General features: G+C 65.5%; 22 protein-coding genes and 1 pseudogene. 12 read left to right on the forward strand and 11 right to left on the reverse strand.

The genetic code is table 11. The features are described 5' to 3' along the window. Positions 1-21: 21 nt before the first annotated feature. Positions 22-2541 carry a cell cycle histidine kinase CckA gene (gene cckA / locus QMG80_RS06125; protein ID WP_085772016.1) on the reverse strand — a complete coding sequence of 840 codons (2520 nt, stop codon included), beginning with the start codon at positions 2539-2541 and terminating at the stop codon, positions 22-24. 243 nt (positions 2542-2784) lie between these two features. Between cckA and QMG80_RS06130 the strand changes: the two genes are divergently transcribed. Continuing rightward, positions 2785-3732 carry a flagellar biosynthetic protein FliO gene (locus tag QMG80_RS06130; RefSeq protein ID WP_085772017.1) on the forward strand — a complete coding sequence of 316 codons (948 nt, stop codon included), beginning with the start codon at positions 2785-2787 and terminating at the stop codon, positions 3730-3732. A gap of 71 nt (positions 3733-3803) precedes the next feature. Here the strand turns inward: QMG80_RS06130 and QMG80_RS06135 are convergent, their stop codons facing one another. Both QMG80_RS06135 and mgtE read right to left on the reverse strand, forming a co-directional pair. Beyond that, positions 3804-4670: a glycoside hydrolase family 25 protein gene (locus tag QMG80_RS06135; RefSeq protein WP_085772018.1), complete on the reverse strand. Its 867-nt coding sequence runs from the start codon at positions 4668-4670 to the stop codon at positions 3804-3806. Between the two features lie 113 nt (positions 4671-4783). Beyond that, positions 4784-6193, reverse strand: coding sequence for a magnesium transporter (gene mgtE / locus QMG80_RS06140; protein WP_085772019.1), 1410 nt, complete (start codon positions 6191-6193; stop codon positions 4784-4786). A gap of 71 nt (positions 6194-6264) precedes the next feature. Here mgtE and QMG80_RS06145 point away from each other — a divergent pair, with 71 nt between their 5' ends. Next, entirely contained in the window at positions 6265-7173 is a 909-nt protein-coding gene (locus QMG80_RS06145; protein WP_245299911.1) for a polysaccharide deacetylase family protein, read from the forward strand. 100 nt (positions 7174-7273) lie between these two features. Here QMG80_RS06145 and tatC read toward each other — a convergent pair whose 3' ends face one another. From tatC to QMG80_RS06160, 3 genes are all read right to left on the reverse strand, one after another. Next, a complete protein-coding gene (gene tatC / locus QMG80_RS06150; RefSeq protein ID WP_085772020.1) occupies positions 7274-8065 on the reverse strand; it encodes a twin-arginine translocase subunit TatC in 792 nt (263 codons plus the stop codon). Then, positions 8062-8409: a Sec-independent protein translocase subunit TatA/TatB gene (locus QMG80_RS06155; RefSeq protein WP_085772021.1), complete on the reverse strand. Its 348-nt coding sequence runs from the start codon at positions 8407-8409 to the stop codon at positions 8062-8064. Before QMG80_RS06155 ends, tatC begins: the two co-directional genes overlap by 4 nt. A 66-nt stretch (positions 8410-8475) precedes the next feature. Then, on the reverse strand, positions 8476-8706 hold the full coding sequence (locus QMG80_RS06160; RefSeq protein WP_085772022.1) for a twin-arginine translocase TatA/TatE family subunit: 231 nt from the start codon (positions 8704-8706) through the stop codon (positions 8476-8478). 442 nt (positions 8707-9148) lie between these two features. Here QMG80_RS06160 and QMG80_RS06165 point away from each other — a divergent pair, with 442 nt between their 5' ends. Next, the gene (locus QMG80_RS06165; protein WP_085772023.1) at positions 9149-9613 is read left to right on the forward strand and encodes a MarR family winged helix-turn-helix transcriptional regulator; all 465 of its coding nucleotides are present in this window, start codon (positions 9149-9151) and stop codon (positions 9611-9613) included. 7 nt (positions 9614-9620) lie between these two features. Here QMG80_RS06165 and QMG80_RS06170 read toward each other — a convergent pair whose 3' ends face one another. Next, entirely contained in the window at positions 9621-10754 is a 1134-nt protein-coding gene (locus tag QMG80_RS06170; protein WP_199768968.1) for a YXWGXW repeat-containing protein, read from the reverse strand. 288 nt (positions 10755-11042) lie between these two features. On the opposite strand from QMG80_RS06170, the gene QMG80_RS06175 reads away from it, so the two are divergent. Together QMG80_RS06175 and QMG80_RS06180 are read left to right on the forward strand one after the other, a co-directional pair. Continuing rightward, positions 11043-11684, forward strand: coding sequence for an HAD hydrolase-like protein (locus tag QMG80_RS06175; RefSeq protein WP_085772024.1), 642 nt, complete (start codon positions 11043-11045; stop codon positions 11682-11684). 220 nt (positions 11685-11904) lie between these two features. Beyond that, positions 11905-13326 (forward strand): amino acid permease, encoded by a 1422-nt coding sequence (locus QMG80_RS06180; protein WP_158658758.1) that lies wholly within the window; start codon positions 11905-11907, stop codon positions 13324-13326. A gap of 398 nt (positions 13327-13724) precedes the next feature. Here QMG80_RS06180 and QMG80_RS06185 read toward each other — a convergent pair whose 3' ends face one another. Further along, complete coding sequence (locus QMG80_RS06185) at positions 13725-14669, reverse strand: outer membrane protein (RefSeq protein ID WP_085773709.1); 945 nt, start codon at positions 14667-14669, stop codon at positions 13725-13727. A 425-nt stretch (positions 14670-15094) separates the two neighbouring features. On the opposite strand from QMG80_RS06185, the gene QMG80_RS06190 reads away from it, so the two are divergent. Both QMG80_RS06190 and lpxK read left to right on the forward strand, forming a co-directional pair. After that, on the forward strand, positions 15095-16366 hold the full coding sequence (locus QMG80_RS06190; protein ID WP_085772027.1) for a 3-deoxy-D-manno-octulosonic acid transferase: 1272 nt from the start codon (positions 15095-15097) through the stop codon (positions 16364-16366). After that, positions 16363-17361: a tetraacyldisaccharide 4'-kinase gene (gene lpxK, locus QMG80_RS06195; protein ID WP_245299912.1), complete on the forward strand. Its 999-nt coding sequence runs from the start codon at positions 16363-16365 to the stop codon at positions 17359-17361. The genes QMG80_RS06190 and lpxK overlap by 4 nt, the downstream gene beginning before the upstream one ends. Here the strand turns inward: lpxK and QMG80_RS06200 are convergent. Beyond that, the gene (locus QMG80_RS06200) at positions 17333-17560 is read right to left on the reverse strand and encodes a DUF2093 domain-containing protein (RefSeq protein ID WP_085773711.1); all 228 of its coding nucleotides are present in this window, start codon (positions 17558-17560) and stop codon (positions 17333-17335) included. The two genes, lpxK and QMG80_RS06200, sit on opposite strands and share 29 nt — an antisense overlap. Before the next feature lie 290 nt (positions 17561-17850). Here QMG80_RS06200 and QMG80_RS06205 point away from each other — a divergent pair, with 290 nt between their 5' ends. From QMG80_RS06205 to QMG80_RS06220, 4 genes are all read left to right on the forward strand, one after another. Next, the gene (locus tag QMG80_RS06205) at positions 17851-19134 is read left to right on the forward strand and encodes a TCR/Tet family MFS transporter (protein ID WP_085772029.1); all 1284 of its coding nucleotides are present in this window, start codon (positions 17851-17853) and stop codon (positions 19132-19134) included. A 127-nt stretch (positions 19135-19261) separates the two neighbouring features. Next, the gene (locus QMG80_RS06210; protein WP_158658759.1) at positions 19262-19666 is read left to right on the forward strand and encodes a hypothetical protein; all 405 of its coding nucleotides are present in this window, start codon (positions 19262-19264) and stop codon (positions 19664-19666) included. Between the two features lie 264 nt (positions 19667-19930). Then, on the forward strand, positions 19931-21868 hold the full coding sequence (locus QMG80_RS06215) for a PHA/PHB synthase family protein (RefSeq protein ID WP_085772031.1): 1938 nt from the start codon (positions 19931-19933) through the stop codon (positions 21866-21868). Between the two features lie 167 nt (positions 21869-22035). Continuing rightward, complete coding sequence (locus tag QMG80_RS06220) at positions 22036-23040, forward strand: endonuclease/exonuclease/phosphatase family protein (RefSeq protein WP_085772032.1); 1005 nt, start codon at positions 22036-22038, stop codon at positions 23038-23040. Positions 23041-23068: 28 nt separating this feature from the next. Here the strand turns inward: QMG80_RS06220 and QMG80_RS06225 are convergent, their stop codons facing one another. Both QMG80_RS06225 and QMG80_RS06230 read right to left on the reverse strand, forming a co-directional pair. After that, positions 23069-23551 (reverse strand): hypothetical protein, encoded by a 483-nt coding sequence (locus QMG80_RS06225; RefSeq protein ID WP_085772033.1) that lies wholly within the window; start codon positions 23549-23551, stop codon positions 23069-23071. An 8-nt stretch (positions 23552-23559) separates the two neighbouring features. Then, positions 23560-24078 carry an HNH endonuclease gene (locus tag QMG80_RS06230; protein ID WP_085773712.1) on the reverse strand — a complete coding sequence of 173 codons (519 nt, stop codon included), beginning with the start codon at positions 24076-24078 and terminating at the stop codon, positions 23560-23562. 294 nt (positions 24079-24372) lie between these two features. On the opposite strand from QMG80_RS06230, the pseudogene QMG80_RS06235 reads away from it, so the two are divergent. After that, a pseudogene (locus tag QMG80_RS06235) lies at positions 24373-25903 on the forward strand (YifB family Mg chelatase-like AAA ATPase). The last annotated feature ends 42 nt before the right edge of the window (positions 25904-25945 follow it).

Here is a 25945-nt window from a genome sequence, read left to right on the forward strand (position 1 = left end):
CTGACACGCGAGGCGGTTCGCTCAGCCCAAATTCCCCTTCACCGTTTCAATGAGCTGTTTCAGCGTGAAGGGTTTTGGCAGGAAGCCGAACTCCCCCTCGGGGAGATTTTTCGCGAAGGCCTCCTCGGCGTAGCCGGAAACGAAGATCACCTTGGCTTTGACCCCTCGCTTGCGCAGCTCCGCGAACATGGTCGGCCCATCCATCTCCGGCATGACGACGTCCGAGACGATGAGGTCGATCTTGCCCCCCTCGCGGTCGACGACCTCGAGCGCCTCGAGGCCCGAGCTCGCCTCCAGCACGGTGTAGCCGCGCGAGGCGAGCGCGCGCATGCCGAAGGCGCGAACGGCGTCCTCATCCTCGACGAGAAGAATGACGCCCTGACCGGTGTAGTCCGAGGACGGCTTCGCCGCCTCGGTCTTGGGAACCGCCGCGCCGGCCTCGGGAATATGGCGTGGCAGCAGGATGCGAAAGGTCGTGCCCTTGCCGACCTCGCTCACGACGAAAACGAAGCCGCCCGATTGCTTTACGATGCCGAAGACCATCGAGAGGCCGAGACCCGTGCCCTTGCCGACCTCCTTCGTCGTGAAGAAAGGTTCGAAGATCTTCGTCTGCAGCTCCGGCGGTATGCCGCAGCCATTGTCCTCCACCTCGACGAGCACGTAATCGGCCGCGGGCAGCGCCGGCTCTTTCAGCTCGGCGCAGTCGGCGGCGGAGACATTGCGCGTGCGCAGCAGAATCTTGCCGCCGCTTTCGGGCATGGCGTCGCGGGCGTTGACGACGAGGTTGATGATCACCTGCTCGAACTGATTGATGTCGGCCTTGACCTGCCAGAGATCGCGGCCGTGGCGAAGATCGACGTCGACCTTCTCGCCGACGAGCCGGCGCAGCAGGATTTGCAGCTCTGACAGAACGTCACCGAGCTGCAGCACCTGCGGACGCAGCGTCTGACGGCGCGAGAAGGCGAGGAGCTGCCGCGTGAGGCCCGCCGCGCGATTGGCCGTCTGCTTGATCTGCATGATGTCCTGAAAGGACGGATCGGTCGGTCTGTGATTGGCGAGCAGCAGATCGGAATAGCCGATGATCGCCGTCAGCATGTTGTTGAAGTCATGCGCCACGCCGCCGGCGAGCTGTCCGACGGCCTGCATCTTTTGCGATTGGGCGAATTCCTCCTGCAGCTTGCGCTGCTCGGTCGTGTCGAGCGCATAGACCATGGCGCCGCGCCGGCCCGCTTCCTCGTCGGGCGAGAAAAAGAAACGCGCCGATCTGACCGCCGCGCCGGCGCCTTCCTCGAACACCGCGTCGACCGGCTTGATGTCGCCTTGTCCCTCGAAAGCGGCGAGCATCGCGGCTTTCAGCGCGGCGCGGTCGCGCTCGCCGACGCTTTCGAGCAATGGCCATGCCGCATCTTCCTTCGCGACCGGCGCCTTCAGGGCATGAGGGAAAAGCTTGGCGAAAGCGGCGTTGGCGCGACGCAGGCGCCCCGTCTCGTCGAGCGTCGCGATCGCCATGGGCGTTGAATTGAAGAAGCGCGCGAATTTGACCTCGACGGCGCGCAGATCCTCTTCCGATCGCTCGCCGGAAGCACGATTGAGCGCGAGCGTGCGCGAGCTGCCCGGAGCGCCGTCCTGTCCGAAGGCGACGCGATGCAGGAGGCGGACGGGCAAGGAGCGTCCGTCCCGCCGCTTGAAGTCGAGGTCGATCTGCTGCGTGCGGACTTCGCCCGGCGCCCCGGCGTCGAAAGCGAGCAACGCCTCGCCATTGTTGGCGACGATGTCGCTGAGCCCGAGCCCCCCGGCGCCAGCGCCGGTGAGATCATAGCCGAGCCACCCGGCGAGCGTTTTGTTCATATAGGGGATCGCGCCGCCCGGCGCGGCCGAGAAGAAGCCCGCGGGAGCGTGATCGAGAAAGTCGATCGCGTGCTGCAGCTCGAGGAAGCTGTTCTCCTGGCGTTGGCGATCGACGGTGACGTCGGCCACCGACCAAAGCGTTGCGCCGTCGACGTAACGCTTGAGCGGGCTCACTCGAATCCGATACCAGCCGGCGTCGCCCGAACCGCTCAGGGGCGGGGAGAGACGCAAATCCTCAATGTGACGTCGTCCTTCGCGCGCCGCCTGAGCGAGTCGATAGATCGCCTCGGAAACTTCCGGCGGCCCCGCGAAGAGCCTCTCGACAGTCATGAGGCCGCCGACGTCCGGCGCGCCGCACAGCTCCATATACGCTTCATTCGCATAGATGATCTGCAGATCGCCGAGGGTGACGACCAGTCCTTCGCCGCTCGTGTCGGAGATGAGCTTGGTCAAGTCGTTGCGCGCGGCGCGGCTCGTGAGCTGAAGCAGCCCGACGGCATAAGCGAAAAGCGCGAAGATTCCCGCTATCGCGAAAATCGAAAGCGCGAGGAGCGTGAAGCGCGAAGCCTGAGCCGGGGCGAAGAAGAATACGGCCGTGACGGCCGCCAGGCCGGCGGCGAGAAGAAGAACGAGGCCGGCGTTGCCGGGCCGCTCGGAGCGGTCATAGGCGGACGATGCCGAGTTTTCGGACATGCCTGGCTTCTTCCAAGCGCTCCGGCCGGCGTCCCGACCGCGAGCATGAGAATCACGTTCGCACAATGGCCCCCCGCGCGGCCAGAGGCAATCGGCCGTCCGCGCGCCCAGGGCCGAGGCTCGTTAACCATCGATTAACCTTTCCCAAAGACTCCGGGCGAAAAGCTGGTAAATTGTCAAAGCCTCGCCGGCGCTGTAACACCCGGCCCAGGCGGCCAACAAGAGAAGAAGATCGAGGAGTAGATGTTAGCCAGCGTCATGCAAATGCAGCTTCTCCCGGCGGTGCTCGCCCTCGCGGCCTTCCTGGTCGCGATCCTCCTCACTCTTTACATTGTGCGAATGCTGTTCGGGCGCCGCATCCGCGTTCCGAGCGCCCGCAAGGGCGCCAAACGTCTCGACATCGTGGACGCCTTCGATCTCGATCGGGAGCGCCAGCTCGTGATTGTGCGGCGAGACAATGTGGAGCATCTGCTCCTCATCGGCGGGCCGAGCGACGTTCTCATCGAGGCGGGCTTCGAACGCAGCGCCGCAGCGGCGCAGCCGGAGGCGCGTCCGGAAGGGCGCGAGCCGCGAATTTCGGCGCCGACCGCAGCTCCCAGCTGGCCGAGCCCTCCGGAAGGAGAAGAGGAAGCCGCAGAGGCGCCGCTCGCCGCGCGAGACGCCGGCCCGCCGCGCATTCCCTCGCCGCCGGCCGCCGCGCCGCGCGAAGCGCCAGCGCCGCTCAGCGCCGAGTCCCTCAGGCGTCGATTCTCCGAGGCGCCGCGTCCGGCGCCGCGCCCGCCAGAGCCTCCGCGCGCCCCTGGGGCCCCGCCGGCGCCAGGCGTGACCCGCCCGCAGGCGCCGCAGCCCGGCCGCATGGGGCCGCCGCCGTCCCGCGGTGCCGAGCCCCAGCAATGGGAGGGAGGAGCCGCCGCTCCAGCCGGCCCGGGACCCCGTCCGGATGCGCCTCCGCCGCCTGCGCGCCCCACGCCGCCCGGCTTGGCGCCGCGCCCGGCTGGCCCGCCGCGCCCGGCGCCGTCGTTGGCGCCGCGGCCCCCGCGCCCCGCGCCGCCGCCGCCCGCGGCTCCGCCGCCGGCCGAAAACGCGCCGCAGGAGCCTCCGAGCGGTCGTCCCACGCGCGAGTCCTTGGAATCGCTGGAGTCGCTCGAGGCCGAGATGGCCCGCTTGCTCGGCCGGCCCGAAGGGCAATAGCGCCAGCGCTATAGAGACGAGAGATCACAGAGGGCGCGCCGGAACTCGGTCGCGCCCTTAATTTTATATGCTCAGATTCGCGTCTGCGCCGTGAGCCACTTCTGCCAGTCGGCGTGCGTGCCACGGAACGCGTTCTGATCGACATTCCCCGGAATGCCGGGTACCGCGCCGTCCGAGCGATATTGCCAGAAAGTCCAATTGCGCGAGCCATAGCGCACGGCGGGGTGATATTTCGTCGAGCGCACCCAGATCGGATATTCCGCGAGCGCGTCGGAATGGAGGATCGCCTGGTAGAAATCGACCGAAGTGTAGATGATCGGGCGTTTGCCGTAATGGGCTTCGAGGGCCTCAAGCATCTTGCGCAGGTCCGGCAGGACTTCCTCACGCGTGAGCCTGCGCTTGCAGGTCCTCGATTCCGGCGTCGCCTCGAGATCGAGCACGGGCGGCAGCGCGTCCGCCTCGACGGGCACGATGCTTTTGAAATTCGCGATCTCTTCGTGGGGCGGGCGGCACCAATAGACGAAATGATAGGCGCCGCGGGGCACGCCGGCGGCCTTCGCCAAGGCCCAATTGCGCTGGAACTTCGCGTCGACGCTGTCGCCGCCCTCCGTCGCCTTGATGAAGGCGAAGGCGACGCCCGACTCCTTCACGGCGTTCCAATCGATGTCCCCCTGATATTTGGAGACGTCGACGCCATGCACCGAAAATTCGCTGCTGCGCGTGGCCGGGTAGAGATGGAGCTCGGTTTCCGGCACCGCATAGGCCAGGAAATCGGGGTCCTTCTTGGCGTTCTTGAGCGGCACGCTCGTCGCGAAGCGCGGCGAGCGCCCCTCGAAGTTCGGATCGAGGCCGCTATTGCAGCCCGAGAGCGACACAGAGAGGGCGAGCGCCGAAAGCGCGGCGAGCATCGGCCGGGGAGAAGATCTAAATGCGCACATGGCCTTCAAATACCCCAGTCGCGGAAACGGGGCGTTAATCCGCCCCGCGTCCCGTCTCTTCTTTCGAGAGCCTTTGCCGGTTTGGTTTCCGTCCCCTTTCGGACGGACGCGGCTCAGGACAGATGAAACCAAATCGTGGCGATAGAAAGAAACGCCCCGTAGCCGATGACGTCTGTCACCGTCGTCACGAAAGCCGAAGCCGAGACCGCCGGGTCGACCTTGAAGCGCTCGAGCGTGAGCGGAATGAGCACGCCGCCGAACGCGCCGGCGAGAAGATTGGTTAGCATCGCCAGCGCCATGACCGGAGCGATCCCGACGTTCTGGAACCAGTTTGAGGCGACGACGCCGGTGATGAGGCCGAAGGCGGCGCCGTTCACCGCCCCCGCCGCGGCTTCGCGGAAGATCACGCGCACCGCATTGGTGCGCGAAAGCTCCTGCGTCGCCAGCGCCCGCACGATCACGGTCATGGTTTGCGTCGCGGAATTGCCGCCCTGGCTCGCGACGATCGGCGCCAGCACCGCCAGCGCCACCATTTTCTCGATCTGGTTCTCGAACAGACGCAGGACCGACGATGCGAGGAAAGCCGTGGCGAGATTGACCAGAAGCCACCAGAAGCGGCTGCGCGCCGTCATCCAGAAGTTGTCGGAGAGCTCTTCCTCCGGATTGACGCCGCCGAGCGCCTTGATCTCCTCTGACGCCGCCTCCTGCATCACGTCGACGATGTCGTCGATCATAATGACGCCCACGAGCCGCTCGGCCTCGTCGACGACGGGAACGGAGACGAGATTATAGCGCTCGAACATGCGCGCCGCCTCGGCCCGGTCGTCCATGTCATTGAGCCGTCGCCTGTCCTCCTGCATGATCTGATCGACGCGCCGGTCGGGCCGCGCGCGCACCAGCGCGTCGAGGAACACGGTGCCGAGGAACCGGTATCCGGAGTCGACGACGAAGACCTCGAAGAAATTGTCGGGCAGAAGGTCGGGATCGGTCTCGCGAAAGAAATCGAGCACCTGACCGGCGGTCCAAAAGGGCGGGACGGCGATCAGCGACGTCTGCATCAGACGTCCGGCGCTGTCTTCCGGATAGTTGAGCGAGCGAGAGAGCAGCACGCGCTCATGCGCCGGCAGCGCGTCGAGCACCTCCGCCTGCTCGTCGGGCTCCAGAGTCTCGAGGATCGCGACCGCGTCGTCGCTCTCCAGGTCGCGCACCGCTTCGGCGAGCGTTTCGACCGGCAGATCCTCGAGAATGTCCTCGCGCGTGGTTTCGCCGACCTCTGTCAGGGCGGTGAAATCAAAATCGGCGCCCATCAGCGCGATGAGCTGATGCCGGGCGTCGTGATCGAGGAGCTCGAGCAACGCGCCGAGATCGGCCTCGTGGAGCGAGCCGACCAACGCATAGGTCGCCGCCGCGTCGCCGGAGGCGACGGCCTCGGTGACGCTTTCCACGAACAAAGGCCGCGGTTTTCCGTCCTCGTCGCGGAAGACCTCGGGCCCGGTCTCTACTTCTTCACGATCGAGGTCCATAGGCGATTCCGCTTTCCTGGCGATTCGTGGCATAACCCGCGCATCAATAAAATCAAACGGGAAAAGCGCCCGTGATCCAGACCCTTCACATCCTGTCTCTCGCCGCCGCGGTTATCGCGGCCTGTCCGGTGGCGATGGCCGCCGCCGCTTGCGCCCCCGACAAGCTCGGGACGGCGCGCGAGATCGAGATCAACGGCTCGGAAGCGCTATCGCTCGGCTTGCAGAGCTATCCGCGCACGCTCGACTTAAAAGACCATGAGGTCGTGCTGACCTTCGACGACGGGCCGGCGGAGCCGACACCGCAGATCCTCGAGGCGTTGAAACGCGAATGCGTGCAGGCGACCTTCTTCCTCATCGGCAAGAACGCCAAGGAGATGCCGCATCTCGTCAAGCGCGAGATCGAGGAAGGCCACACCGTCGGCTATCATTCGATGACGCATCCCGACCGCACATTGCGCCTCATGAGCCTCGCCGAAGCCAAGGCCGATATCGACGCCGGGATAGAAGCCGTGGACATGGCCGCATTCGGCAAGGTCGGCGAGCATCCGCAGCCTTTCTTCCGCTTTCCTGGCTTCGCCGACACGCCGGAACTGCTCAATTATGTTCATTCCCGCGGCATGGCGGTCCTCGGCTCCGACCTCTGGGCCTCGGATTGGCGCAAAATGACGCCGCAGGAGGAGCTGAAGCTCGTGCTCGAGCGGCTCGAGAAGGAAAAGAAAGGCATCGTGCTCTTTCACGACAACAAGCCCGTCACCGCGAAGATGCTGCCCGACTTCCTGCGCGCGCTCAAAGAGCGAGGCTATAAGGTCGTGCATCTCGTATCCGGCTCGGGCACGACGCCGATCGAGGAAGCCGACGCCGATTGGAAATCGACGACGGCGCCCATCGTCGAGAAAATCCTCAAGGCCAAGCAGCACGAGAAACACAAAAAAGAGACGCGCGACAAAGCGGCGCCGGAGAAAGAGCACGAGGGGATGTGAGGGAGGAACCCGGGCCGTAGCGCCGCCGCCGCTGCCGAGTTCCTGGACCTGCTGTCGCGCGCTCCTCAACAACAAACGCAATCGCAAGCGGGCCGTAGAATCAGCTCGATGCGTCCTCTGTCGCCGCCGCGGCCGCAGCGGCGCGCTTCTTCTCGATGTAGCGCACGGAGAAGATCGAGGCCTCGTAGAGCAGCATGCCGGGAATGGCGAGCGCCAGCTGACTGAACACGTCGGGCGGCGTCAGCACGGCGGCGACGATGAAGACGAGCACGATCGCATAGCGCCGCTTGTCGACGAGGAATTGCGATGAAATGAGCCCGATCTGGCCGAGCAGCGTGAGCACCACCGGCAGCTGGAACACCGCGCCAAAGGCGAGCACCAGCGTCATGATGAGCGAGAGATATTCCGAGACGCGCGGCAAGAGCTCGATCTGCGCGCGGCCCGGCTCATTCGCCTGCTGCATGCCCATGAAGAAGCGCAGCAGATTGGGCGTCACGATGAAATAGACGAGCAGCGCGCCGAAGGCGAAGAAGATTGGCGTCGCGATCAGATAGGGCCGGAACACCGCGCGTTCATGCCGATAAAGGCCCGGCGCGACGAAAGCGTAGATCTGGCCGAAGACGACGGGGCAGGAGAGGAAGGCCGCGGCGAAGAGCGCGACGCGGATCTGCGTGAAGAAATACTCCTGCGGGGCGGTGTAGATGAGCTTGGCTTCGGGCCCCGCAGCCTGCGTGTAGGGGATGAGCAGAAGATTATATATGTCCTTGGCGAAGAAGAACGAGATCACGAACGTCACGAGGAAGGCGATGAGCGCGCGGATCAGGCGCTCGCGCAGCTCCATAAGATGCTCGATCAGCGGCGCCTTGGTCGCCTCGATATCTGCGTCGGTCATGCGCTCGGACCTGCATTCTCGCCCGCGGACTCGGGCTTTTTAGGCGTCTCCGCCGGCGGCCCCTGGAGCGCGGAGTCGATCTCTTGCTTCGCGGCGGAGAGCGGGTCGAAGGAAGCCGCTTGCTTGGCGCCGTCCAACGCCGATCGAACGTCGCGCGTGGCGTCATCGAGGTCGGCCTCGCGGATGGCCTCCATGAGTTGGCTCTGGAACTCGGCCGCCATGCGTCGCGCCTGCGCCGTCCATTGGCCGAGCTGGCGCAGCACGCGCGGCAGATCCTTGGACGGAATGGCGACGAGCGCCACGATGCCGATCACAATCAACTTGCCGGCGTCGAAATCGAACATGGTCCCATCCGGGAAAGGGCAGGGCGGGAAAGCTCTTCGCCTTCAGACTTGCTTGGCGTCTCGCCTTTAGACTTTCTTGGCGTCGCCCGTTTTATCGAGCGGAATCTGCTCCTGGGCCAGGCGGTCGAGCGCCTTTGCCGGGTCTTCCGGCGTGTCGGGCTCGCTCAAGCCCTTCTTGAAGGCTTTGATTCCCTTGGCCACGTCGCCCATCACGTCGGAAATCTTGAATTTGCCGCCGAAGAAGATGAAAACCACAGCGCCGACGACGATCCAGTGCCAGATCGACAGACCACCCATCTCGCAACCTCCAAGACCGCCGCGCGCGGGCGGGCGCCCCTCGCCAGTCGGGGTTACAACTATGCTGCGGCGCGCGTAAAAACAAGCATGAAGCGGGAACAGCCGGCGCGAGGGGAAGAGACCCCCGCCACAGGCTGCCGGCGCCTGCGCGTTTGCCCTCCGCATCCTTCTCGAATGGATTGGCGCCCAATCGCTCGAGCCCGGCTCGCCCGACGTTCTATAGGTCAATCCGGCCGGCTCCAGAGATACGTACTAACACGCAATCTCGGACTCCGCCGCTGTGGTACTTTTGCAATCGTCCGAGAAAAAATACGTTTAGCCGCAGCATCATGTTTACAAGCGGCGTTTCTCTTGGCTTTCTCAAGTCGCGCGGCGACGGACGCAAGTCATTGCCAAGCTTGCGTCCAAACTCAGCTTCGGCGGCGCCGCAGGAGAAGATTTCGTGGCTAAATCATTCGCCGCCACACCCGTCGCCGAGGCAGGAGCGCCGCCGAGCCCGGAGGAATTCGCCGCGCTCGCGAGATTTCGCTACACGCTGCGCAAATTCCTGGCTTTCAGCGAGCAAGCCGCGGGCGAGCTCGGCATGACCGCGCAATGGTATCAGGCGCTGCTGGTGATCAAGACTCGCGGCGCCGAGCAGCCGGTCAGCGTCGGCGATCTCGCCGAAGAATTGCTCATCAAGGATCATAGCGCCGCCGAGCTCGTGTCGCGTCTTGTCGAGGCGAAGCTCGTGCGCCGCAAGGTGGATCCGAGCGACCGCCGCCGCTCGCTCCTGCTGATGACGCCCTTGGCCGACCGCGGCTTGGCGAAGCTCGCGGCCGTCCATCTCGAGCGCTTGCGCGAGGATAGCGACGCCTTTCTCAACGTGCTCGACGGCAATCGGGATCCGAAGCGCCAAGCGCGATAGACTCCGGTCAGCGGCGCTCCCCATGCTCCTCGTGGTGCGGCTCGGGCGGCCTCGCATTCGCGGGAGGGGCGGCATGTGGCGCGCCGGCAGGCTGCGGATGCGGAGTCATGCTGGGAGGAGACGTAGGCGGCGGCGCGACGCCCATCCGCGGCGGGGATGCGCCGGCCGGCGGCGGCGGCGCCATGTGATGCATAGCGCCCTCGCCGGGCAAACCGCGCTCGCTATTCGGGCCGGGCTGCGGCGGCTGGAGCAGCATGTGATCGCTCGGAGCGCCATGCGACAGCGGCTGCGGCCCGGCGCCAGTCGCCGCAGGATGCGGCGGGATCGGCAGGGCGTGATCGTTCGGTGCGCCTGCGCCATGCGGGAGCGGCTGCGGCCCGGCGCCAGCCGCCGCAGGATGCGGCGGGATCGGCAGGGCGTGATCGTTCGGCGCGCCATGCGGGACCGCGCCCGAAGGCGGCGGCAAGGCGTGCTCGCCAGCTCCGGGAGCGCCGCCGTGCGCCTCTGCACGAGTCACGCCGGGGCCTGTAAAATGCCCTGGCGTCGATGTGGCGGCTACCGGCGGAACGCCATGGTTGGCCGTCGCGGTCAAAGCCTTGTCGGCGCGGGCGGCGTCGAAATTCTGCGTCTGCGCTTGTGTCGGCGTGAAGTGCGCCTGGCTCACCGCGGAACGCTCGGCTGCGGTCGGCCGCGCCGACAGTCCGCCCTGACCGCCGTTGTAGCTGACATTGGTGATATTGCGATTGACCGTGACGTTGTTGACGTAAACATTGGTGATATTGGCGCGACCAATATTCACGACAGCGGTATTGTAGAAGAAGCTGCCGTTTCTCCAATATCCGCCTGCGAAGCCGGCGCCGAAATAACCGTAGCCGTAGTTGACGCCACCGTAAAAGCCGATCGTCGGCGCCCAATAGCCCGGGTGGAAGACATAAGCGCCGCCATTCCAGCCCCAATATCCCGGGGTCCACAGCAGTCCGGGCTCGGGCGGCAGCACCCACGCGCCCGGCACCCAGAAATAGTCATAGCCGTTCCAGGCCCAGTATCCGGGAGCCCACAAATAGCCGTAATCGGGCACAGGAGGCTGGACATAGACTGGGAGGGGCGGCGGCGGCGCGTCGACCGAGATGCTGACGCTCATTTGCGAAAGACTCGGAGTTGGCCACGCGAGCGGGAGGGCGATCGTCCAGCTCAGCGCGAGCGCGATCCGAAAAGATGAGCGCTTTTGCATCAATCTTTCACCTCCCAGAGAGTCAGAAAAAGCCCGACGCTTGGCTCTACTCTCTCTGGCGAGTATGGCGACGTCATGGCCCGAAAGCTGTCGCTAACAGGGAGGCCCAGCGCCGGTCCGCGGCCCTGGTGAACAGGCTGATCTGGCTGAGGTCTTCAGCGTTAACGCAATGCAAGGAAAGCATGTAAGAGAGCGGGCATGTCCGCGCGCCGACGAAAGACTCTCCTCCTCGACCTCGACGGGACGCTCGTCGACCCTGCCCGAGGCATCCTGGGCAGCTGTCGATACGCCATGGCGCGCATGGGCCATCCGATCGACGACGACGAGGATTTGCGCTGGATCATCGGCCCCTCGCTGCGTGAAACTTTCGCGCGGCTGCTGGGCGGCCGCGGCGACCCGGAGGCCGCGGTTCAGCATTATCGCCAACGCTATTCGGAATGGGGGCTGACGGAGGCTGCGCCTTACGGGGGCGTCCATGAGGTGTTGGCCATGCGGCGCGCCGAGGGGACCCGTCTCTTCCTGTGCACCGCGAAACCCGCCGTCTTCGCCAAACGCGTCGTCGACCACTTTGGTTTCGCCGGTCTCCTCGACGGCGTCTATGGACCGCAGCTCGATGGCAAGCACGACGACAAGGGCGATCTCATCGCGCATCTGATGGAAGTGGAGCGCCTCGTCCCGGAGGACGTCTGCATGGTGGGCGACCGCGCGCAGGATGTGCTCGCCGCCCGCCGCCACGGCGTCCCGACGGTTGGCGTGCTGTGGGGCTATGGCGGGCGAGAGGAGCTCGTGGCGGCCGGCGCCGAGATCCTCATCGCCTCTCCGGCCCAGCTGCTCGATTAGCAGAGCCACAAATCGCCGAGCGGAAAAAGCGCCATTGCGTCGTCGGCGGCTTGTCAAAGCCGCTGAATTGAAAGACAGTCCTAGGCAGTTGGACGCGCGAATTCCGCAAAAGTTGAGAGACTTTTGCGATCAGAATTCGCGCCAGCTTCTAGATTGGCGCGATTCCTTATCGCTCGAGCCATTCCGTTCGAGCGGGAAGCGCGCGAGGATTCGTCTCGTCATGGCCGGCTCGTCTTCGCTCCCCAAAATCGGCGTCGTCACGCTGGCGATCATGAATGTGACGACCGTCGTCAGCCTGAGCGTGCTGCCGTCGGAAGCCAAATACGGCCCGACCGCGGTGTTTTATTACCTCGTCGCGGCGTTCTTTTTTCTGACGCCCGTCGCGCTCGTGGCGGCGGAGCTCGCCACGGGATGGCCGCAGGAAGGCGGCGTCTATCGCTGGGTCTCCGAGGCTTTCAGCGATCTCTGGGGCCTGATCGCGATCTTCGCCCTTTGGCTCGCCTTCACGATCATGTTTCCAAGCTGCCTCATCTACGGCGCTTCGGCGCTGGCTTTCGCGGGCCCCGACCTGAGATGGGACGAGGCGCTCGCCGCCAACAAGCATTATGTCATCGTGGTCGTGCTGCTGCTCTATTGGGCGGCGACCTTGGTGTCGCTGCGCGGCGCGACGACCGTCGCGCGCGTCGCCAAATGGGGCGGCGTCATCGGCACGATCTTGCCGGCGGCGCTGCTCGTCTTCTTCGGCGTGGCCTATTTCGCCTCGGGTCGACCGATATCCGCCGATATCAGTTGGAAGCGATTCTTTCCCCATCTCGTCGATCTGGACAGCCTGGTTTTGGCGGCGGGCGTTCTACTCTGTTACGCCGGCATCGAGATGAACGCGATCCATGTGACCCAGATCGAGAACCCGTCGAAAAACTACCCGAAAGCGATTCTCGGCGCCGCTGTGGCGACGCTCCTCATCTATGCGCTCGGCACGCTGACCATCGCCCTTATTCTTTCGCCCGCTCAAATCGATCTCACGCAGGGCTTGCTCGTCACCTATCGCGACTTCTTCACGCTATTCGGGCTGACGGCGCACGGCATGGGCGTCGATATCGCTTTGGCGCTCGGCGCCTTCAGCTCTGCGGCGCTCTGGATCTCCGGTCCCTCCTGCGCGCTGGCGGTCGTCGGCGGCTCGGGCTATCTGCCGCCGTTCTTCCAAAAGAAGAACGCGCAGAACATTCCGAGCCGCATCTTGTTCTTCCAGGGCGCGCTCGTCACGCTGCTGACGCTTTTCTTCGTGCTCATGCCCTCGGTCGAAGCCACTTTCCAATTGCTCAACCAGCTCTGCACGACGCTCTATCTGCTCATGTATATTCTGATGCTCGCGGCCGCCATTCGGCTGCGCTACAGCCAAAAAAACACGATCCGCGGTTTTACCGTTCCCGGCGGGCTATGGGGCATGTGGCTCTTGGCCGGCTGCGGAATCATCGTGTCGGTCGCGGCGTTTTTCTTGAGCTTCCTGCCGCCGTCGCAGGTCTTCATCGGCAGCCCGATCCTCTATTCCGCCATCCTGCTCGCGAGCTTTTTGGCGGCGCTGTCGCTCCCCGTCGGACTCTATCTCTACGCCAAGCCCGCATGGAAGCCGCGCTTGGCGTAGAGGGCTTTTCGGATGCCGACCGGGCAGGGAAGCACAGGAGTGTGGGGGGCGACGTGGCGCGTCTCGAGTGGGAGCAGAGCCCGTGATGGCAAGCTCGACGACAAAGGCGGTTTGATCGCCCATCTCAATCGCCGATCTCATGAGAGAGCAGCATCTTGCCAGCATCCGGTCTGCAGGGTGGACGACCGTGAGCAGGATGTCCGCGCCGGACGCAACGGCGTTCCTCGATTGGCGTGTTGCGGGGCTATAGCGGCTGAGATGAATGATCAGCGGCCGATGGGTTCTCCAAGCGCAAAAGCCCGATCCCTCCGCGGGAAGGTCGGCGGTCGACCGGCCAAGCCTCGAGACGAAGGCTTTATCGCCGCCCGCGCCGAGAGGAGTCGCGCGTGAGAAGCGACTCAGTCTTTGGCGAGGAAGGCGCTCGGAGCGCCCCAGTTGAAGTGATAATTGACTCCCGCGCGGGCGATCACTCCCTGATAGTTGAAGGTCGTGTCGGCTGCATTGATGATGGCGACCGAATTCGGCGCGGCGGGGTTGATCAACGGGCTGAGCTGGCCGTTCACGGACCTCGACCCGAGGTCGTAATAAAGCGCCTCGATTTTCGCGCTCCAGCCGGGCCAGAACATCCATTCGGCGCCGCCGCCGACTGTCCAGCCGGCGCTTGCGGTGTCGAACGACGACCACGTCGGAGTCACGGGATTTTCGGGATGCGCGTCTTCGTGTCCGGGATGCCAATGATAGCCGCTGGTGTTGACCGCGCCGTTGGTGTTTCCATAGGCGAGGCCGCCCGTGGCGAAAATCAGCACAGAGGGGGTCGCCAGCAAGCCGAGACGCCCTCTGACTGTGCCGATCCAGTCGAGGCCCGAAGAAACGCTCACAATTCCGCTTTGCAGATGGAGGAAGTTTTCCGCCGCATGCGTCGTGTTGCCGGAACCGCCGGCGAGACCTGTCGACGAGCCGCTTCCCGAGAGGCCGGTTCCCTGAAAATCCGTCTCGAAGCCGACCAGCCAGCTCGGACCGATCAGGAAATTGTAGCCGATTTGCCCGCCGCCGATGACGCCCGCCTGTCCCACGCTGGCGTTTGCGGTCCGATAGCCGGAGGTCCATCCGAAGGGAAGATTATACACGCCTGCCGCCCAGTCGAAGACCGAGTAGCCCGAGGTCGGGACAATTGTGGATGTGCTGACGCCGCCTCCTGCGTTGAGGCCTGCATAGAATCCGGACCAGCTTGGCGGAGGCGCCGGCGAGGGAGAAGCGTCGCCCTTCCAAGGAGCATGGTCGGCGGCAAGAGCAGAGCCGCCCGTCAGCGCAATCAAGATCGTAGAAATTGAAAGGAGATTCATTTCCTTCTTCCTTAAGCGATCGGACTTGTCGCTCGCCATGGCCGAGGACGCCACGCAGTCGTCGGGACGGCCGTGGGGTCGCATCGTCGCCAAAAGCGCGCGGCTTCTTCTAGGCCTGGATCGAATCACTCCGCACCCCAGCTGTTTTCGATAATAAGAGAATCGGACGAAAAGCCAACGCCAGACCACAGGGCGCATCGGACGCGCCCTCGGCTACCGCTCTCTCGTTCTTCGATTCTGGATCACGCGTAGTCCGACAATACAAAATCATCGCGACAAAATCATCGCGGAGGCCCGTGCCCAACATGAAATTGACCGCGCCCATTGCGTCAGAGCAATCGCGGCGCGGCGATTTCCAGGCGCGTCCCGCAAGCATGCTATCCTCCCCTTAGAATCGCCGCCAAGAGCCGCTAAGCCCCAACCCCATGCCTCTGCTTCTCCTCTATCGATTCGCGACGACGGCGCTCACGCCCCTCGCGCGTCCGCTCCTGCTCACGCGCGCCCGCCAGGGGAAGGAAGACAGAGCGCGGCTCTTCGAGCGCCTAGGCTTTCCAGGCGCGGAACGTCCGGAGGGTTCGCTCGTCTGGCTGCATGGCGCGAGCGTCGGCGAGGGTCTCTCGCTGCTGCCGCTCCTCGATCGGCTGCTCTCACGCGGCTATTCCGCGCTGGTCACGACCGGCACGACGAGTTCGGCGCAACTGCTTTGCGAGCGTCTTCCGCCCGGCGCCTGCCATCAATATGCGCCGCTCGACGCCCCGCCCTTCGTCGCGCGCTTCCTCGACCACTGGCGCCCGGACCTCGCGCTTTTCGCCGAATCGGAAATTTGGCCGAATATGGTGGTGGCGACCAAAGCGCGGGGCGTTCCCTTCGCGCTCGTCAACGCCCGCATCTCCGAGACGTCGCTTTCGCGCTGGCGCAAGGCGCCTGGCGTCGCCAAGCGGGTCTTCTCGAAAATCGACCTTTGCTTCGCGCAGGACACGGTGAACGCCGCGCGCTTCGTGGGTCTCGGCGTCAAGGCCGCGAGCGTCGCGGGCAATCTGAAATTCGACTCCGCCCCGCTGCGCGCCGATCCGATCGCGCTCGCCGAATTGCGGGGAGCGCTCGGCGCGCGGCCGGTCTTCGCGGCCGTCTCCACGCATCGCGGCGAGGAGGCCATCGCCTTCGACGCGCATGTCGAGATCGCCGCGGGCTTTCCGGATCTCCTGACGATCCTCGCGCCGCGCCATCCCGAGCGCGGCGAGGAGATCGCCGCTGTTGCGGCCGAGCGGGGCTTGACGGTCGCGCGCCGCTCGCAAGGGGAGCGCCCGGAAAAAGAGACGTCGATCTATCTCTTCGACACGCTGGGGGAGCTGGGCCTCGCCTTTCCGCTCGCCGGCGTCGTCTTCATGGGCCGCTCCTTCGCGCCCGGCGGCGGGCACAATCCGATCGAGCCCGCGCGCTTTGGCTGCGCCCTGCTGCATGGCCCCGAGGTCGCGGATTTCGGCGAGATTTACGAAGCGCTCGACGCCGCCGGGGGCGCGCTGGCCTGCGCGGACGCGCGCGAGCTCGCGCGCGCTGGAAAGCGCCTCTTCGCCGAGCCGCGCCGGCTGCGCGAGATGGGGCGGCGCGCGCGCGAGGTCGTGGAAAAGCTCGGCGGCGCCTCGCAGCGGATCGTCGCGGCGCTGGAGCCCCTGCTCGCGGCGCGCGAGGAGGCGTGACGCCGCCCCTGCGCGCGCCACAGTTTTGGGGACGGCCCGCAGGGCCGCTCGCTTTGGCGCTCGCGCCGCTCGGCGCGCTTTATGGGAGCGTGGCCCGCGCCCGTCTCGCGCATCCGGCGCCGCGCACGGCTCTGCCGGTGATCGCGATCGGCGGGCTGACGCTCGGCGGCGACGGCAAGACGCCAACGGCGCTGGCGCTGGCGCGGATGCTGCTGGAGCAGGGGGAGCGCCCAGCCTTTCTCACGCGAGGCTATGGCCGCGCCGGCGCAGGCCTAGCGCCGCTGCGCCCCGATCCGGCCCGCCACGCTGCGCGCGACGTGGGGGATGAGGCGCTGCTGCTCGCGGCGCTGGCGCCGACCTATGTGGGCGCGGATCGCGCCGCCGCGGCGCGGCTCGCTGGGGCCGAGGGCGCGAGCGTGCTGCTGCTCGACGACGGGCTGCATTCGCGCAGGCTCCTGCCCGACCTCGCCATTCTCGTCGTCGACGCGGCTTATGGGGCCGGCAATGGGCTCTGTCCGCCCGCGGGTCCCCTGCGCGCGCCGCTGTCGGCGCAACTCGCCTGCGCCGACGCGGTGATCCTCATCGGGGAAGGCGAGTCTCCCCTCTGGCTGAGACCGGCAAAGACGCTGCTGCGCGGCCGCCTCGTCGCCGACCCGGCCGCCGCCGCGCGGCTGGCCGGCGCTAGAGTCTTCGCCTTCGCCGGGATCGGCCGGCCGCAGAAGTTTCTTCGCAGCCTTCAGGAGATTGGCGCGCAGGTCGTGGGCGAGCGCTGGTTTCCCGACCACCACCTCTATGACGAGCGGGAGCTGGCGGCGCTCGCCCGCGCGGCGGAGCGGCGCTCGGCGCGGCTCGTCACGACGGAGAAGGACGCGCGGCGTTTCGGCGCGGGAAGGGAGATCGAGACGCTGCCCGTCAGGCTCGAATTCGAGAGGCCGGAGCAGGTCGCGGCGCTGCTGCCGCGTCGCCTCAGCCCTCGCGCTTTTCCTCGTCCTTGATCCGCTGCAATCGCGCCGCCGGGCTGCTGTAGGCCTCCTGGCGATCGACGCTCCAATAGCGCAACTCTTCGAGCGGGATCGGCTTGCCGGTCACCGCGCAGCGGACATAGGCCCCGGCCTTCCTGACGCGATAGTCCCCGTCCCGATATTCGAGCTCAGCCTCTCCGGCCGGCTGGGGAGCGCGTTCAAACCGGTTCATGCGCGGTCGCCTCATCATGCGATGCAAGAGCATCCTCAAGGAGGACATAAGCAAGTTATCGCGCATTTTTCAATGATTCACTCCATTGTGACAGTTAGACGATATATTGGAACGGCGGCAAAAGGCGAGCGTCGGCGCGGCAAAAGGCGAGCGTCGCTATGATCGCCTCGGCGCGGGCGTGTTCTTTTCTGCGAAGCCGCTTCGCGTTTTTCGGGGCGAGCCTCGGGCGGTTTGCGCGAGCGGCCGGCTGGCTGCTATCGCCTCGATGGGGCTCGAGCATGGGGAAAAGGATGAGCGACGTCGGTCCGGTCAGGCGCAAGGCGGCCTTCGTCTTCATCCTCGTCACCGTCGTGCTCGACATGCTGGCGCTCGGCGTGATGATTCCCGTGCTTCCAAAGCTCATCACGCAGTTCGAGGGCGGCGACATTTCGCGCGCCGCGGCCGTCTCGGGCGTGTTCGGTTTCGCCTGGGCGCTGATGCAATTCCTGTTTCAGCCCGTGCTGGGATCGCTGTCCGACCGTTTCGGACGGCGCCCCATCGTGCTCGCCTCCAACCTGGGCCTCGGGCTGGATTACATTTTCATGGCGCTCGCCCCCTCCTTGCCGTTCCTCTTCGTCGGGCGGCTGATCTCGGGCGCGACGGCCGCGAGCTTCTCCACGGCCGGGGCCTATATCGCTGACATTGCGCCGGCGGAGAAGCGGGCAGGGCTTTTTGGCATGCTCGGCGCCGCCTTCGGCTTTGGGTTCATCCTGGGGCCGGCGATCGGCGGCTGGCTCGGCAATTATGACCTGCGCTTGCCCTTTTGGGCCGCGGCGGCTTTGAGCCTCGCCAATGCGGGCTACGGCTTCTTCATCCTCCCCGAGTCGCTTCCGCAAGAGAAGCGCACGCAGAAAATCGCCTGGCGCAGCGCCAATGTTTTCGGCGCGCTGCGGCTGCTCGGCGCCGAGCGCGAGCTCACCTTGATCGCGGCGGCGGCCTTCCTTTCCTATTTGGCGCATGAGTCGCTGCCGAACCTCTTCGTGCTCTACGCCGACTACCGCTATCATTGGGACGCGCAAAAGACCGGCTGGGCGCTTGCGCTGGTCGGCGTCTCCCAGACGATCGTCTCCGGCGGCCTCGTGCGACCGGCCGTGGCGCGGCTTGGCGAGCGGACCACGCTCGCGATCGCGTTGATTTTCGGGGCGGCGGGCTTCCTACTCTACGCCTTCGCCTCCAGTGACGTGCTCTTTCTCTCGGCGGCGCCGCTCATCGCCATGTGGGGAATGGCGAACCCCTCCCTCCAGGGCCTCGCGACGCGGCTTCGCGGCGGGTCCGAACAGGGACGGTTGCAGGGCGCGCTCGCGAGCTTGCGCGGCGTCTCCGGCATGATCGGGCCGCTGCTCTTCACTCAGATATTCTCGCTGAGCGCCGCGGCCGGCGTCTTTCCGGGCGGCGCCTATCTTCTCTCGGCGGCGCTGCTCTGCGCGAGCCTCGTCGCTGCGCTCGCCGCCGGATCTGTTCGGCGCGGCTCCCTCTCGCCGAATGCGGCGCAGGGAGAGAGTCAGGGTGAAGGTTCCGGCCCATTGCTCGGCTGACGCTACGCCGCAGGCAAGCGCTGAACTCCAATCGCAGCTGCGCGTTGAGCTTAGGCGCTCGCCTTGCGTCGCATGGGGAATTCCGTTTAGAGTTTTGCATTGCAATAGGCAGCATTGGAGAGCGAGCATGAGATCAATGGTCACAGAAGGGCTGGCGATCTTGGTGATCGTCTTGGCTGCGGCGCTTGCGGCCTACTACGACGTGAAGATTTACGACGCGAAGATGCGACGACGACGCAGGGCTCGCCTCCTCGATGCTGCGCGGCGCTTTCTATTCCCTTATCTGCTCCCTTCACTGGTCATTGCGGGCTTTGCGGCCTATTCTTTCTCGACGCTGGTGATCATTCCCTATTATCCGGGCTCCGCGGCGGTCTGCCGCTTGCATGATCCGATCTGTCGCGCCCGCATCAATCCGGACGCCAATCAACTCTATTCGATGATCGGCATCGCGATCGCCTGCGTCCTGGCGCTCTTTTACATCGCCCTGACGGTGTGGCGCAGGTATTTGAACCGTCCGATCGCCGTTTATTGATCGCGCTGCGCTTGAGCGGAAGCGCGTGAGGTGCACATCTCACGTGAGGGGACGCGCTTTAGAGCATGTCACGGAAAAGCGCGAAGCGGCTTTCCGGTCAGGACATGCTCCAAACTTTTGATTTGGCGCGATTCCCTATCGCTCGAACGATTCCGTTCGAGCGGGAAACGCGCTAGGCCCTCGCAGGCGCGAAGATCGCGTTTTGTTGCAGCGCCAAATGCGCTAAATTCCGTTGTCCCACGAACTTGAAATCGAGCCTTGCGCATGACGACCGGCGAGCCAGAGACCCATGCCTTGACCCCTGCCGCGCCTGTCGATGCGACCCTTCCGCCTCGAGCGCGCGCGCCCTCCATCTCCACAACGATGCAAGCGACCCCCAAGGAGAAGGCGGGCCGCCAAGCGCAGCAATCCATCGCCCCCTTCCCGGGACGGGCCCGTCCACTGCGGCGGCGTGAGCCGGAAGAAGATCCTTTTGCGACGACGGCCTTTAGCGAGGCCATCGATCGCAGCCTGCACGCCTCATTCGCCTATTTCACCGCAGGGATTTCTCCAGCCGCTCTCGGCAGCGCCTATTTGGATTGGGCGACGCATCTCGCCGCGAGCCCCGGCAAGCAGGCGGAGCTGGCCGTGAAGGCGGCGCGCAAGGGCGCTCGTTTCGCTCATTATGCTTGGCGATGCGCTTTCGAGGGCGGCGCTTGTGAACCCTGCATCGAACCGCTGCCACAAGACCATCGCTTCGTCGGGGAGGCATGGCGGCGCTGGCCATACAATCTCCTCTATCAAGGCTTCCTGCTCCAGCAGCAGTGGTGGCACAATGCGACGACGAGCGTGCGCGGGGTCACAACCCAGCATGAGAACGTCGTCGACTTCATGTCGCGCCAGATGCTGGATACGGTCTCTCCGTTCAACTATCTGCTGACGAACCCGGAGCTGATCGAGCAGACTCTGCGGCAAGGGGGCTGGAACCTCGTCCGAGGCGCCCATAATTTCCTCGAGGACTGGACGCATGCGATCAATGGCGAAAAGCCTGTCGGCGCCGAAGATTTCGAGGTCGGGAAAAACATCGCCGTCACGCCGGGTAAGGTCGTCTATCGCAATCGCTTGATAGAACTCATCCAATACGCGCCCACGACCGAAAAGACGCGCCCCGAGCCGGTTTTGATCGTGCCGGCGTGGATCATGAAATATTACATTCTCGATCTATCGCCGGAAAATTCCCTGGTGAAATATCTCGTCGACCAGGGCTTTACGGTCTTCATGATCTCCTGGAAAAATCCCGATCCACAGGATCGCGACCTCGGGATGGAGGACTACCGCAAGCTCGGCGTGATGGCGGCGTTGGACGCGGTCACGGCGATCCTTCCCGAGAGCAAAGTTCACACCGTCGGCTATTGCCTCGGCGGCACGCTGCTCTCGATCGCCGCCGCGGCGATGGCGCGCGACGGCGACGAGCGCCTCGGGTCGATGACCTTGCTCGCCGCGCAAACCGATTTCAACGAGGCCGGCGAGCTCATGCTCTTCATCAACGAGAGCCAGATCGCCTTTCTCGAAGACATGATGTGGGAGAAGGGCTATCTCGACGCCAAGCAGATGGCCGGCGCCTTCCAGCTGCTGCGCTCCAACGATCTCATCTGGTCGAAGCTCGTGCGCGAGTATCTGATGGGCGAACGACAGAAGATGAGCGATCTGACGGCCTGGAACGCGGATGCGACGCGCATGCCCTACCGTATGCATTCGGAATATCTGCGCCGCCTCTTCCTTCTCGACGAACTCGCGGAAGGCCACTACCTCGCGGGAGGCAATCCCGTCGCCCTGACCGACATTCGCATCCCCATTTTTGTCGTCGCGACGACGCGCGATCATGTCGCGCCCTGGCGCTCGGTCTTCAAGATCCATCTTCTTACCGAGGGCGAGGTGACATTCCTGCTCACTTCGGGCGGACACAATGTCGGCATCGTCTCTCCGCCGACACGCGACATCGCGAGCTATCAGGTCGCCACGCGAGAGCTTGGGGGGAATTATCACGATCCCGACGCCTGGACCGCCGCGGCGCCCAAGAAACCCGGCTCCTGGTGGCCCGAGTGGTTGCATTGGCTGGAGGCTCGCTCGGGCCAAGCGAGCGCTCCGCCGGCGATGGGCGCGGCGGACGAAGGATATGCGCCGCTCGCCGACGCTCCCGGCTTCTATGTGTTGCAGCAGTAGGTTCTGGCTTTGACCGCAACGCGCGAAGCCGCGTGGATTGAGTTTGGCGAACCAACGGACAGGGAGCTTGACTCATGGTCTCGCTTTGGCCGGTCTCGTTCGTCGCAACGAGGAGGAATTCGGTCACGCCGACTTGACAGTGACCCTATAAGTCTTGGCGTCCCGCAATGAGCGAAGACTTCCGCATCGCGACCTTCAATCTTGAGAACCTCGATTGGACGGCCGCCCGCGATCGCCAGTTCGAGCGCCGCATCGCCGTGCTGCGGCCGCTCTTACGCGATCTCCGCGCGGACGTTCTTTGCCTTCAGGAGATCGCCGGCCGCAAGAGCGAGCCTCACGCTCCTCGCCAGCTGCTCGCGCTCGATCGGCTGCTCGAGGAGACGCCCTACTCGGCCTATTTTCGGGCAAGCAGCACGCGCCCCGGCGCCGACGTCCCGGCCGATGTTCACAATCTGGTGATCCTCAGCCGCTGGCCCATCGTCGCGACGCGGCAGATTTATCACGACCTCGTCGCCAAATGGCGCTGGAGCGCTCTCGGCGATGACTCGAATGAATCGAGCTCCATAGAGGTCGCTTTCGATCGCCCGCTGCTCTATGCGGCGATCGATCTGCCTGGAGCGGGGCCGCTACACCTGATCAATCTGCATCTGCGCGCGCCGCGTCCCGTGCCGCTGCCAGGAGGCTCAGCCTCGAGCCGCAAGCGCGTGGAGGGGCTTTTCCTCGCCGCGCAGAAGCGCGAGCGTCAGGCGCTAGAAGCCAGGCTCTGCGTCGAAGACATATTTGACGCCGACGAGGAGGCGACGATCGCGCTCTGCGGCGATCTCAATGTCGATGAGCATGACGCGGCGTCGACGATTCTCGAGGCGAACTTCGAGGGCGGCGCGCGCGATTCAGAAGCGTCGGAGCGCGCGGGGCGCGCAGACCCCGCTTCCGCTTTCTCGCCGCGCGCTCTTGAGCCTTTGGAGACCCGCGTCCCGCTCGAGCGGCGCTATAGCGTCCTGCACGCCGGCGAGCCGAGGCTCATCGACCACATCCTCGCCTCCGCTTCTCTTGCGCGACGCTGCGAGAGCGTAGAAATCCTCAATGAGGGCTTGCAGGACGAAGCTTTTGCGCAAGATCCGATCGATGGCTCGCTTCACGCGCCGGTCGTGGCGTCCTTTCGCATGCTCTAGATCACGCTGCGTTTGAGCAGACGCGCCTTTATTGCGCCGGTCGAGAGCCGCGTCCGGCGGCGAGCCAATAGAGGAATCCCGTCAGCGCCCCGGTCAAGAAGAAGAGCCCCAGGACCCTTATCTCCATCTGGCTCGGGGGATGCGCGCTCGCCTGCGCCCGCGCGCCGCGCGCGATCCAGGGCGAGGCGGCGGCGAGAATGCCGCTGGCGCCGACATACCAGATCCAACTCCTCGCGCCGGCGATCTCGCCGACGAGCGCGGCAAAGGCGAGGGGCGCGACGCAGACCGCGATGAGGATCGCCCAAAAGACGAGGCCCAGAGCGTGAAATCCCGCGGCCGGGTCGCCGTCGCGCGCCGTTTCGTCCAGCATCGCGAAGAAACTGCCGATCACAGCCTCGAACCCAGCCTCGCGCACGGTCGAGTCGGCAAGCGCGGCGATCGGCAGAAACAGCGCTCCGCAGCTCACGGCGAGGATGAAACCGAAGCCCATCACGAGGACGCGGCGCGCCAATCTCCCTATCAAGGCTCGAGCACCGAGTCCCAGTAGAGATAATCCATCCAGCTTTCGTGCAGATAATTGGGTGGGAAGAGCCGCCCGTTGCGATGAAGATCCGAGACCGACGGCGCGTAGGGCTTCTGGATCGGCGTCATATGCGCTTCCGACGGCAGCCGATCGGCTTTGCGCAGATTGCATGGCGAGCAGGCGGCGACCACGTTCTCCCAGGTCGTCGCGCCTCCCTTGGAGCGGGGCACGACATGGTCGAAGGTCAGCTCTTCGTGCTCGCCGCAATATTGGCAGGTGAAGCGGTCGCGCAGGAACACGTTGAAGCGCGTGAAGGCCGGCTGGCGAGACGGCCGCACATAGGCCTTGAGCGATACGACCGACGGCAGACGCATCTCGAAGGACGGGCTTTTGACCACCCTGTCGTAATGCGAGACGATGTTGACCCGATCGAGGAACACCGCCTTGATCGCGTCCTGCCAGCCCCAGAGCGAGAGCGGATAGTAGCTCAAGGGACGGAAGTCGGCGTTGAGCACCAGCGCCGGGCAATTCTGCGGTGAGACATGCTGTGTGCGAAGGGGAATCGTCACGCCCGCGCCTTTCCGTCGCGAGGGACCCGCCCCAGTCGCGGCCCGAATCCCTCGCAGCTGCCGACTCTCATAGTCTATAGCCTGGATGACGCCTTTGTGAAGCCGTCAGCCGAGATCCCCGGGCTCTCCCCAGGCGAAAGGGGCTGCAAAGATTTTTGTTCCCATATTGTTCTTGCCGCGCTCGAGAAAGCCGGCTAGGCTCGCGTCAGCCTTCCTGGGATGCTCGAACGGAGCAAGGTCATGGTCGTCCGCGTTGCAACCGTCGCTTTCGAGGGCGTCGAGGCCCGGCCCGTCGACGTGCAGGTGCAAATTTCCAGCGGCGCCGTCGTCTTCAACGTCGTCGGCCTCGCCGACAAGGCCGTCGCCGAGTCGCGTGCGCGCGGCGCTCGTCGCCTCGGGCCTCGCGCTCCCGGCCAAGCGGATCACGGTCAATCTCGCGCCGGCCGACATGCCCAAGGAGGGAAGCCACTATGATCTGCCCATCGCGCTCGGCGTGATGGCGGCGATCGGCGCGCTGCCGTCAGACGCGCTCGACGGTCATGTCGTGGTCGGCGAGCTCGCGCTCGACGGAACGCTCACCCCGATCGCCGGCGTCTTGCCGGCCGCGGTCGCGGCCAACATGCGCGGCCTCGGACTCATCTGCCCCGAAGCCTGTGGCCCGGAGGCCGCCTGGGCCTCGCGCGACATGGACGTCGTCGCGCCGCGCTCGCTCATTCAGCTCGCCAATCATTTGAGGGGAACACAGGTCCTGTCGCGTCCGCAGCCCGCGGTGCGCCGCCAAGCCGGCGATCTGCCCAATCTTCGCGACGTGAAGGGACAGGAGAGCGCCAAACGCGCGCTCGAGATCGCCGCCGCTGGCGGCCATAATCTGTTGATGAACGGTCCGCCCGGCGCGGGCAAGTCCATGCTCGCGGCGCGCCTGCCGTCGATCCTGCCGCCGCTCAGCCCGCGCGAGCTGCTCGAGGTCTCGATGATTCATTCGGTGGCGGGCGAGATCGCGGGCGGCGAGCTCACCGATCGACGCCCCTTTCGCGCGCCGCATCATTCCGCCTCCATGCCGGCCCTCGTCGGCGGCGGCGCGCAGGCCAGGCCCGGCGAGATCTCGCTGGCGCACAACGGCGTGCTTTTCCTGGACGAGCTGCCGGAGTTCCAATCGCAAGCGCTCGACGCCTTGCGACAGCCGCTCGAGACGGGCGAAGTCGCCATCGCGCGCGCCAATCACCGCGCCGTTTATCCCGCCCGCTTTCAGCTTGTCGCCGCGATGAATCCCTGCCGCTGCGGCCATGCGCGCACGCCGGGCTTCGCCTGCAAGCGCCAGCCGAACGAGCGCTGTGAAGCGCAATATCAGGCGCGGCTCTCGGGTCCGCTGCTCGACCGCTTCGATCTGCAAATCGAGGTCGCAGCGATTTCCGCCGCCGATCTCGTCCTGCCGCCGCCCTCCGAAGGCTCCGCGGAAGTCGCAGCGCGCGTTGCCGCTGCGCGCGAGACCCAACGCGCGCGCTATGCGGCGCTCGGTTGCGCCGGCCCCGCGACAAACGCCGCGGCGCCGGCCAATCTGGTCGAGACCGTCGCCAAGCTCGACTCAAAGGGCGCGGAGCTCATCCGCGAGGCCTCGGAGCGCTTCGCGCTTTCGGCGCGCGGCTTCCATCGCATATTGAAGCTCGCGCGCACGATCGCCGATCTCGAAGAGGCGGATTCGGTCGCGCGCCGCCACCTCGCCGAGGCGCTCTCCTATCGCGCCGGCCTCGTCGGCATGCAGCGCGCGGCATAGCGTCACAGCACGATGAGCTGGCGAGAATTCTTGCCGCTCTTA

The sequence above is a fragment of the Methylocystis bryophila genome, from assembly GCF_027925445.1.
Taxonomy (GTDB): Bacteria; Pseudomonadota; Alphaproteobacteria; order Rhizobiales; family Beijerinckiaceae; genus Methylocystis; species Methylocystis bryophila.

Coding starts and splice junctions, on each gene's coding strand:
- cckA (WP_085772016.1), bottom strand. CDS start 2,541: ATGTCCGAAAACTCGGCATCGTCCGCCTATGACCGCTCCGAGCGGCCC.
- QMG80_RS06130 (WP_085772017.1), top strand. CDS start 2,785: ATGTTAGCCAGCGTCATGCAAATGCAGCTTCTCCCGGCGGTGCTCGCC.
- QMG80_RS06135 (WP_085772018.1), bottom strand. CDS start 4,670: ATGTGCGCATTTAGATCTTCTCCCCGGCCGATGCTCGCCGCGCTTTCG.
- mgtE (WP_085772019.1), bottom strand. CDS start 6,193: ATGGACCTCGATCGTGAAGAAGTAGAGACCGGGCCCGAGGTCTTCCGC.
- tatC (WP_085772020.1), bottom strand. CDS start 8,065: ATGACCGACGCAGATATCGAGGCGACCAAGGCGCCGCTGATCGAGCAT.
- QMG80_RS06155 (WP_085772021.1), bottom strand. CDS start 8,409: ATGTTCGATTTCGACGCCGGCAAGTTGATTGTGATCGGCATCGTGGCG.
- QMG80_RS06160 (WP_085772022.1), bottom strand. CDS start 8,706: ATGGGTGGTCTGTCGATCTGGCACTGGATCGTCGTCGGCGCTGTGGTT.
- QMG80_RS06170 (WP_199768968.1), bottom strand. CDS start 10,754: ATGAGCGTCAGCATCTCGGTCGACGCGCCGCCGCCGCCCCTCCCAGTC.
- QMG80_RS06175 (WP_085772024.1), top strand. CDS start 11,043: ATGTCCGCGCGCCGACGAAAGACTCTCCTCCTCGACCTCGACGGGACG.
- QMG80_RS06180 (WP_158658758.1), top strand. CDS start 11,905: ATGGCCGGCTCGTCTTCGCTCCCCAAAATCGGCGTCGTCACGCTGGCG.
- QMG80_RS06185 (WP_085773709.1), bottom strand. CDS start 14,669: ATGAATCTCCTTTCAATTTCTACGATCTTGATTGCGCTGACGGGCGGC.
- QMG80_RS06190 (WP_085772027.1), top strand. CDS start 15,095: ATGCCTCTGCTTCTCCTCTATCGATTCGCGACGACGGCGCTCACGCCC.
- QMG80_RS06200 (WP_085773711.1), bottom strand. CDS start 17,560: ATGAACCGGTTTGAACGCGCTCCCCAGCCGGCCGGAGAGGCTGAGCTC.
- QMG80_RS06205 (WP_085772029.1), top strand. CDS start 17,851: ATGAGCGACGTCGGTCCGGTCAGGCGCAAGGCGGCCTTCGTCTTCATC.
- QMG80_RS06210 (WP_158658759.1), top strand. CDS start 19,262: ATGAGATCAATGGTCACAGAAGGGCTGGCGATCTTGGTGATCGTCTTG.
- QMG80_RS06215 (WP_085772031.1), top strand. CDS start 19,931: ATGACGACCGGCGAGCCAGAGACCCATGCCTTGACCCCTGCCGCGCCT.
- QMG80_RS06220 (WP_085772032.1), top strand. CDS start 22,036: ATGAGCGAAGACTTCCGCATCGCGACCTTCAATCTTGAGAACCTCGAT.